The organism is Bradyrhizobium sp. Kon37 (assembly GCF_055807535.1).
The window spans coordinates 104,379-111,965 of record NZ_JBVVOY010000011.1; the positions used below are offsets into that span (position 1 = coordinate 104,379).

A 7,587-nucleotide genomic window follows, 5' to 3' on the forward strand; every position below is an offset into this window, starting at 1 on the left:
ATGTCTACGATTTGGAAACAATCGCCGGCGCCGGCCCATGGATAAGGTCGCCAGTCTCCGGGCCTTCGTAAAGGTGGTCGAAAGCGGCAGTTTTGCCGAGGCGGGCCGGCAGTTGCGGCTGTCACGCTCGGCGATCAGCAAATACATCGCCGACCTCGAAGAAAGCCTCGGCGTTCAGCTCCTGAACCGGACCACGCGCCATGCGAGCCCGACCGAGAACGGCCAGCGCTATTTCGAGCGCGCGGTCGTGATCCTGTCGGAGATCGAGGCGGCCGACCAGGCCGTGGCGCAAGCGCAATCGGCGCCGCGCGGCCTGTTGCGCGTCAACGCGCCGATGTCGTTCGGCACCCTGCGGCTCGGGCCGGTGCTTGCCGATTTCATGGCGCGATATCCCGAGCTGCAGCTCCAGCTCGTGCTCAGCGACGACCTGCTCGATCCCGTCCAGGACGGTTTTGACGTGACCTTGCGGATCGCGGAATTGGAATCGTCGAGTTTGATCGCGCGAAAAATCATGCCGGTGGGGCGCATGATCTGCGCTTCACCCGATTATCTCGCACGTCACGGCACACCGAAACATCCACAGGATCTGCGCGGGCACGCCTCGCTGACATATGGCTTCCTGCTGACGGGCAATCAGTGGAAGCTCACCGGCACCGACGGCGATCACTGGATTCAGCCGGCCTGGTCGCTCTGCGTCAACAATGCCGAAGTGCTGCGCGATGTCGCGATCAAGGGCAGGGGGCTCGCGCTGCTCCCGGAGTTCATCGCCGCCGACGCCTTGAGGAAAGGCGAACTGCGAACGGTGCTGAACGATTATTCCGCGCCGCCGCTGGCGCTCTATGCGGTCTATCCGCCGACCCGGCATCTGTCGGTGAAGGTGCGGCTGTTCATCGATTTCCTGGTGGAGCGTTTTGGCCGGGAGGGCGACGAAGCCGGCGGGAGCAGACATACAGAGGCCAGGCTATAGATCCATGGATCTGCCGGCAGGAGGGTTTGCGAGAGTCCGTCCGAGACCAAACGTCGCGAGCATTGTGAGCTGGTTCACAACCGCTCGTCAGTGTTTCTGGCAATGTGACGCGTAGTGCGGCTGTGCGAATGGATTCAGCCGATTGCAGATGCCTTATTGTTTTGGAGGCACGCTATGATCGATCAATTTTTCACAACAATCCACCTCGACGCCGCGCACCTTGTGGCGGGAGTGTTGACGGCCTTTTACGCCGGACATCGTTTTGCCACGCCTAGGACGCTCAGGTCAGAGACAACCCGCTTTCAATATTACAGCAGTTACGTGATGTATGTCATTTCGTGCATCGGGCTTCTGATGTTCTTGAGCTGGACCCTTGCCCACAAGCCGGAATTGCTTGGTCTCCTGTACTCGCCAAGTCCCATTCCTGAAGGATTGAAGAGCCTTGATGCACCACTTGTGGCCGCGCTTATCCTAACGACGTTGCTGCCATCGGTTCCTGTTCTGCGGGATATTGATGGTGCCATGCTGCGTTTTTTTCACCGTATGGGCGCGATCCCGCTTGGAGCTGTTCGCTGGGCGCAGCGGATCAACATGACGCAGCTTACGATTTCTGAAAGATTGGTCGCAGACACCAAGTTTTATATCGCCAACAGCACGCTTCTGCCTGACTCTCTGGCCGCCCAGCTGCAGCCCGATTTCACGTTGGATAGCGTGCGCTTTCGGTTTACGCGATGTCTGGCGCTCTACGTTGCCTTGAGCAATCTGCCCGGTTGGACTGCTTATTCCGCCGACTTTCCCGAAGAGCGAGCCACTTTCGAGAAGAAGATGAGCAGCTTCTTCGCTCAGTCCGTGGCGTTTTTCACTCTCACAAGTCAGATCGCTCAGCGTCAGCTTGAGCCAGCGGCGGAGCCGGTTGACCAATTTCGTTCTTACGCACTCGAAGCCTACGAGGACATTCGGTTGATGCTTGCCAGAGTGCTCCTTTACAGTTGCAATAGCGACAGCGAAGTCGCTCACCAGTTTGCAAGGATTGGCTTTTCCATTCAACGGCCGTCTCTGATCCGCCTGCCGTTAAATCTGCTGAGCTTGGACTTCGCCGGGGTCGTCGCGCTGTTCGTCATAGTGACGATTTCCCTGGCCGGCGGCGATTTGGGCAGGGCATTAGGCATCGGGATGCTTGTGGCGGTCAATCAGTCAATCGCGGCGGTGTGTGCCCTCGCACCGAAGCAGTTGTGGAACTTTGCCGATTATCGTTGCGTCAGGGAAAGGCCTACTCTGTCTTATCTGATCTCCGGCGCATGCACCCTCACGATAACGCTGCCGATTTCGTTTTGCTTCTATCTGCTCCGGGCGCATTTTCCAGTCGATGCCGTTCATCCGGTCCTGCCGTTCGTGGCCCAAGCCAAATGGCTGCTGCTCCCCACCGTGCTTTCAATGGCATTGGCTTTTGCGTGTGACGATACAATCGAAGCGGATCACGAACCGTGGTGGCTCAGGTGGGCGGAGAGCGCCGGGCTGGCTGTACTCATGGGCTTTTCGGGCTTTCTCGTGATGCACTGGTTGAGCGTGAACCAGCCGACAGTACAGCACCTGCTGTTGATACCGTGCCTGCTCAGCGCCTCAATCGGTGCGCTCTTTGGCGTCACGATTCCGTACTGGTATCGAAAAACCATGAGGGGGGGAGAGTTGGAGGCGACAAAGCCGGTGCAGTCGAGTGCGGAAAAGGTCGCCCCGGCAGTCTGATGGAAGGCGCCTGCCTTGATCTGGACTGATAAGGCTCCGCCAGATTTTTCTTCGGGCCCAAAATGAAGAACTCGAGCGCATCTAGCTGATCGTACGCTGCTCCGCCGGCCGGAGCAGATCGTCCAGCGCGCTCATCGAGGCCTCTCGAAGCGCGGCGAGCTCGCGGGCGGCGCTCTGGGATTCGGGCGAGGACATCGAGGCTGCTGCCAGCTCGACCTCGCGGCTGCGCTCGAACAGGCGGACGAGGCCGAGCGCGCTCGCGCCGCTGCCGAGTTGGTGTGCGGATCGCGCGAGCTGCGCGGGATCGCCAATCACTGCTGCCTTGGCGATGTCCTTGATCAGTTTTTCGCTGGTCTCTTCCAGCAGGTCGTGGAGTTTTGCGATCTGCGTCGCGCCCAGCAGCTCCTTCTGGTCGTCGAGGAAATGCCGGTCGATCAATGCGCCTGCGACGAGTTGAGGCGGGGCTGGCTGGTTCTGGGCATCGTCCTCGATCGCCTCGCGCAGCGCATTGATCAGGATCGGCTTGCTGACGATCCTGGCAATGCCTGCCCCCGCGAGCCGCTCGCGGGCGCGGCGCGACATGTCGGCGGTTACCGCGATGATACGCGGCATGGTCGGCAGACCGAGCGTTCGAATCCGCGATGCCGCCTCGACGCCGTCCATATCGGGCATATGCAGATCCATCAGAATGATGTCGAAGGCTTGATCGCGAGCGAGTGCAACGGCGGCCGCGCCGTTCGTGGCGATGGTGGCGTGGTGGCCGAGCCTCTTCAACATCGCTTCGCCGACCTCGCAATTGACGGGGTCGTCGTCGACCAGCAGCACGCGAAGCTGCCGCGATGGCGGCTGGTCCGCGCCTTGCGCGATGCCGTTCGCGGCGAGGCCAAGCGGGACCTCAAGCATGAACGAGCTGCCCGTACCCGGCGTGCTCGCCACCGTCAACTCGCCGTGCATCAGGCGGGTGAGGCGCCGCGCGATCGCCAGTCCAAGGCCGGTGCCGCCGAACCGTCGCGCGATGCTGTCGTCGGCCTGGACGAAATCCTCGAAAATCCGCTCGTGCATGTCGGGCGCGATGCCGATGCCGGTATCGCGAACGGTGATGCGCAGCAGGACATGATCGTCATGTGCCTCGGCGGCCGCGCTCAAGCCGATGCCGCCGCGCGGGGTGAACTTGATCGCGTTGCCGATCAGATTGAGCAGAATGCGATTGAGCCGCACCGGGTCGCCGTGCACGGAGGTATTGACCGTCGCAGCGCAGGCCAGATCGAAGGAGAGACCTTTGTGAGAGGCCTGCGGACGCATCAGATCGGCCGCCGTTTCGACGAGCTGGTCGAGGCGGAAATCGCGGGTCTCCAGAGTCTCGGCGCTGGCCTCCAGGCGCGCATATTCGAGGATGCCGTCGACCAGCGCGATCAACGTTTCGCCCGACGCGGCCGCGGTCGTGAGGTGGCGCCGCTGCGCTTCGCCGAGGCTGCCGTCGTCGAGCAGTTGCAGCACCCCCATGACGCCGTTCAGCGGCGTGCGCAGCTCGTGGCTGACGACCGCGAGAAAGCGCGATTTGGTCTCGTTGGCCGCGACCGCCGCGCTGCGCGCGCGCTCGGCGGCATCGTGCTCGGCAAGGGCCTGGTCGCGGGTCTTTTCCAGTTCGGAGGTGCGCTCGATCACTTTGCGCTCGAGGGTCGCATAGGATTCGCGCAAGTGAGCGGCCATCCGGTTGAACTGATCGCCGAGCGCCTCCAGCTCGTCACCGGTCTTGATCGCGAGCCGCAGGCCGAGGTCGCCGCTGCCGATCCGCCGCGCGCCCTGCGTCAGGATCTGGATCGGCACGGTCATGCGCCGGCTCAGAAAGAGAGAGACCAGCACCGCACATGCCAGCAGGATGACCAGGAGAAAAGTCGAGCGTCCGATCGACGCATAGATCGGCGCATAGGCCTCGGTGAGCGGCAGCTCGACGAACACCAGCCAGCCCAGCGAGGGGACCGTCGCATAGGTCGAGAGCACGCGTTGACCGGACAGATCCTCCTTGACCAGGCCGCCGGAGGGCGGCCCGACGCCATCGAGCGCGGCGCGGACGTCGGCATGGCCGGAGAGATCGCTGCGACGCAGTGCCGGCCACAAATCGGGATGCGCGATCAACAACCCCATCCGATCGACCACATAGGCCTTGCCGGTGTTGCCCACCCTGATCCCGGCGACGAGGTCCCAGATGAAGCGAAGATTGACCTCGGCGACAATGACATCGGGCGTGAGGCCGGTTCCGCGCGTGGCGAGCGTCATGAACGGCTCGGTGTCGCCGAGGAAGTAGACCGGTCCGTAATAGGCGCGGCTTTCATTGGCGCCGCGGAAGGCCTGCGAAGCGGAGAGATCGGCCTTGCTGCCGATCCTGTCCGCGACACGGCGCGACACGCGCACCTGCTCGCGGCCTTGGGCGTCGAGCTCGGCGATTTCCGCGACCGCGGGCGAGAGGCGCAGGAGGCGGATGGCGTTCAGACGCTGGTCCTCGTTCGTGGACAGCTCCGGGGGCAGGCGCGACAGCCATCTGATCTGGTTTTCGATCTGGCCAATGAACTGGCCGATCTGGATGGCGGCGCTTGCTGCCTGCTCGCGCTGGATCGCCGCCAGCAGCTGCTTTTGCTCGCGATAGGAGAACCAGACGTCGAAGCCGGTGTTGATGGCGAGCGCGGCGAAAGCGAGCGCGACGATCGAGTAGAGGTATTTGCGGAACAGCCGGCCGGGAGGTGGCCGCAAATCTCCCTGGTCGATCGTCTCGTTCACTCGCGGATCTCGTCGGCGCGCGCGAGCAGCGTGAATGGGATCGTCAAATCCAGCGTGCGGGCGACCGTGCGGTTGATCAGGAGCTCGTACTTCCGCGGCGATTGCACCGGCAGGTCGCCGGCCTTGGTGCCGCGCAGGATGAGATCGACATAGTCAGCCGAGCGCACTTCGAGCGTCGGCCCGTAGCTCATCAGGCCGCCCGCATCCATGAAATAATAGAACGGGTAAATCGTAGGCACGCGATATTTGGCCGCCGCGGCCACCGCAGCCTGTCGGTGGACCACCAGGAAGCTGTCGACCAGCGCAATCATCGCCGCCTTGGGCGGTTCGGAGAAGGGCCTGACGGCTTCGTCGATCTCCGTTGGCGCGCTGACGGGGGCGGGGACCACGGACACGCCGCCCAGTGCTGCCTCTTGCTCGATGGAATCGAGGAAGAAGCGGCCGCCGCGAGGCGTGGTCGCCGGATTGTACAGGATACCGACGCGCGCAAGATCCGGCACCGCCTCCCGGATGAGCTGAAGCCATTTGCCGCCCATCTCGGCGCTGCTGTTGGTGAAGCCGGTCACGTTGCCGCCGGGATGGGCGAGGCTTTCGACGAAGCCGTTGCCGACGGGATCGTTGGCGGTCGCGAACACGATCGGGATGGTTTTGGTGGCCGCCAGGACTGCTGCGGTTTCGACCGTCGAGCCAGTCAGGATCACATCCGGCTTGAGCGCCAGCAATTCCTGGACCGCGGTTTTCAGTCTGTCCGGCGCGCCGAAGGTCGAACGGAGTTCGAGGCGGAAATTGACGCCTTCGACCCAGCCTCGCTGCCTCAAGCCCACGATGAGGCCGCCCAGGCGGGAGGTCGGGCTGTCGATCATGCTCCTTCTGGTCAGTTCGTCGTCGAGCGGCAACGCCGTCAGCGATGCGACGACGCGCATGCGATCAGATGTCGCGCCGAGCGCCAGCCAGCCCGCGGCGGTCGTGCCCACAAGGCGAATGAACCCGCGGCGATCGACCGCGAGAGCGGAAGGCCGTTCGGTCATGGATGTCTTTGCATGATGGTGTGCCCCAACCCGATGCTTAGCGCGAACGGCCGGCATCCACAATTGATGAAAAAATGCGTTTGTGACTGCTCATTCGCAGCGTTTGGCGGCCCGATACCGTATTCCTACGCCGCCAAAGAGTCGCTGTTTCGAACCTTGTCTCCTCCGTGACACCTTGTAACGCACTGCAGCGTTGCAACATTTTCCGTCTCGGTCCTGATGACGGTTCGGGGAGCCCGATTTCGTAGCTGCCGATTTTTGAAGCGTTGTTTCAAATTTTTTCGAAGGTTTTCGATGCGCAAAATCTATCTCATTCCGGCCCTCGTTGGCCTGCTCACCTTCGTTGCAGCGGGGCCCCTTGCGGCCCAGGGCGCCGTGCCGAAGCAGAAAGCGGCGCCGGCACCGAGAGCCGCCGCCGGTGCAGCTCCCGCAGCAGCCGGGACGCCGGTCGCTGCCGGCGCGACGTCGGCGGCCGAGACCGCGGCCGCGGACGACAGGTCCAAGGCGATCGACTCCAAGGCGATCGACGGCTTCCGCTCCGCGAAGTTCGGAATGAACGAGGCCGACGTGCGCGCGGCGATAGCCAAGGATTTCAGCGCGAAGCCCGACGCCGTCAGGGCGCAGGACAATGCATCCGAGCTGACACACAGCCTGCTCTATTCGGCGCCCGAGCTGCTGCCGAACGGCGGCACCGCCGAGCTCTCCTACGTGTTCGGCTACAAGTCGAAGTCTCTGATCCAGATCGGGGCGGTCTGGTCGAAGGGCACCGACACGACGATCACGCCGGAGAAGCTGTTTTCCAACGCCAACATCCTGCGCGCCCATTTCCTCAGCGAGGGCTTCAAGCCCGATTCCATCGCGGTCAACATGCCCGTCAACGGCGGCATCGTGATGTTCCGCGGCAGCGACGCCAAGGATCGCTCGGTCATCCTGCTTCTCCAGGGCACGTTCGAGAACAAGGACAACAACCAGCGAGTGCTGACGCCGACCAGCCTGCTGCTGTTCTACGTCGCCGACGCCAAGAGCCCGGACATCTTCAAGCTGCCGCCCGGCCAGTTCTGATGCCGCGCTGCC

Annotated in this window: 5 protein-coding genes; 3 read left to right on the forward strand and 2 right to left on the reverse strand. The window is 63.0% G+C overall.

Annotated elements, in window-relative coordinates:
- Nucleotides 1–37 precede the first annotated feature (37 nt).
- Entirely contained in the window at nucleotides 38–967 is a 930-nt protein-coding gene (locus AC0L3J_RS21240) for a LysR family transcriptional regulator (protein ID WP_456765049.1), read from the forward strand.
- Between the two features lie 174 nt (nucleotides 968–1,141).
- Nucleotides 1,142–2,710 carry a hypothetical protein gene (locus AC0L3J_RS21245; protein ID WP_456765048.1) on the forward strand — a complete coding sequence of 523 codons (1,569 nt, stop codon included), beginning with the start codon at nucleotides 1,142–1,144 and terminating at the stop codon, nucleotides 2,708–2,710.
- A gap of 81 nt (nucleotides 2,711–2,791) precedes the next feature.
- Here the strand turns inward: AC0L3J_RS21245 and AC0L3J_RS21250 are convergent, their stop codons facing one another.
- A complete protein-coding gene (locus tag AC0L3J_RS21250) occupies nucleotides 2,792–5,485 on the reverse strand; it encodes a hybrid sensor histidine kinase/response regulator (RefSeq protein WP_456765047.1) in 2,694 nt (897 codons plus the stop codon).
- Nucleotides 5,482–6,513 carry an ABC transporter substrate-binding protein gene (locus tag AC0L3J_RS21255; RefSeq protein ID WP_456765046.1) on the reverse strand — a complete coding sequence of 344 codons (1,032 nt, stop codon included), beginning with the start codon at nucleotides 6,511–6,513 and terminating at the stop codon, nucleotides 5,482–5,484. The genes AC0L3J_RS21250 and AC0L3J_RS21255 overlap by 4 nt, the downstream gene beginning before the upstream one ends.
- Nucleotides 6,514–6,807: 294 nt before the next feature.
- Between AC0L3J_RS21255 and AC0L3J_RS21260 the strand changes: the two genes are divergently transcribed.
- The gene (locus tag AC0L3J_RS21260; protein WP_456765045.1) at nucleotides 6,808–7,575 is read left to right on the forward strand and encodes a hypothetical protein; all 768 of its coding nucleotides are present in this window, start codon (nucleotides 6,808–6,810) and stop codon (nucleotides 7,573–7,575) included.
- Nucleotides 7,576–7,587: the final 12 nt, after the last annotated feature.